The sequence below is a fragment of the Bradyrhizobium sp. HKCCYLR20261 genome, from assembly GCF_051168435.1.
Taxonomy (GTDB): Bacteria; Pseudomonadota; Alphaproteobacteria; order Rhizobiales; family Xanthobacteraceae; genus Bradyrhizobium.
The window spans coordinates 1-1535 of record NZ_JBNPUZ010000039.1; the positions used below are offsets into that span (position 1 = coordinate 1).

General features: G+C 63.7%; 1 protein-coding gene and 1 pseudogene. Both read right to left on the reverse strand.

The features are described 5' to 3' along the window. On the reverse strand, positions 1–1042 hold a 1042-nt coding region (locus ACQR1L_RS35065; protein WP_434862471.1), incomplete at its 3' end, for a HAMP domain-containing protein. Positions 1043–1118: 76 nt separating this feature from the next. Beyond that, positions 1119–1535 (reverse strand): annotated as a pseudogene (locus ACQR1L_RS35070) (methyl-accepting chemotaxis protein); the annotation flags it as partial.

Genomic DNA, 1535 nt, shown 5'->3' on the forward strand with positions numbered 1-1535 from the left:
CCGCCGACACGTTGTGCGCGGCCGTCAGGGCTTCGGCGACGATCTGCCGGAGCTTGTCCACCATGTGCTCGAGCGCGGTGCCGAGCTTGTCCTTGTCGGAGATACGTTTGGCTTCCACGGTCAGGTTGCCACGCGCGATCTCCTGGGCAACCGCCGCAGTGGCGTTGAGACTCTCCAGCATGCGCTGAAGCGCAAGACCGAGGGTGTCCTTGTCGGACAGCGGCTTGGCCGCAACGTCCAGATTGCCCTGGGCGACCTCGGCGGCGATCAGCGCGGTGGCATTGAGGTTCGCGGTCATCGTGTTCAGCGACTTGATGAGGTCGCCAACCTCGTCATCATGAACCTTGTCGATCTTCTGGCTGAGATCGCCGATCGCCACCGCATCGGCCAGCCCGACTGCGCGCGCCAGCGTCCGGCCGATGCTGAGAGACATCCAGAACGCGGCGGCCGCGGCGAACATCAGCGACACCAGAACCAAACCAAGCATCAGCATCTGGGCATGGCTGCCCTCCTGCCGAGCCTGCTCGGATTTGTCCGCCATCAGCTTCTTCAGGAACGTGTCGTATTCACTAAGGCGCTCGAGCGTTTCCGCCACCGCCTTGCGCTCGTCGTTCGAAGAATGCTCGATCGCTTTGGTCCGGTCGGATTTCAGCAGCTTGAAGGTATGATCCTCGAGCGCGTTCGTATTGGCGTAGCTGGTCTCGATCCTGTCGAGGATCTTCTTGCCGGCCTCCGTGGCAACTGCGTAGATCTCATCCCGAGTCTTCACCGTCGCGGCCCGGATGGAGATCGCCTCGGTGATATAGCGATCCATCTCGGCGTCCGACGCGGCCAGCAGCGCGTTCTTCTCGGCGCGGATCTGCAGCAGCACGTTCTCCTTCAGGCGCGCAGCCTTGTCGAGCCGGCCTGCGGCTGACACGATGCTCTCGGTCGCCGTGGCCGTATCGCTCAGCTTCATATAACCGATCCCACCCGTGATCGCGGACAGCAGGATCACGGCGCCGAACGTGGAGGCCAATTTGGCCTTGATCGTGAATCGCATCTTCGTTCCTTCATGATCTGGGCGGCGCTCTCGTGCCGGACCGGAAAGTTGCAACGCGCCGTTCTGCCGACAGCCCTCAGGCTTGAAAATCGGCGTCTCGCTCGTCTCTGCCGTCGTCCATCACGAAGGCAAAGCCACCGCCGCCAGCCGCTGCCTTGAGCGGTCGACGAGCCGCAGTCGCGGGCCTTGCGGCGGACAGCTTCTTCGCGCCGCGGTCAGCCGCCTTCATCGTTGCTGCCTTGGCACGCAGCCGCGTGACCGCATCATCCATTTGGCGGGCCCCGAGGTCATCGGCGGATCCGATGCGGAAGAAGGCGATGGTGGACTGCAGCTGCTCGGCCTGCGAGGCGAGCTCCTCCGAGGTCGAGGATACCTGCTCGGATGCACTCGCATTCTGCTGACCGACCTTGTCGAGCTGCTGAATGGCCTGGTTGATCTGGGCCGACCCGATGTCCTGCTCGCGGCACGCGGCCGTGATCTCCACCACCAGCTC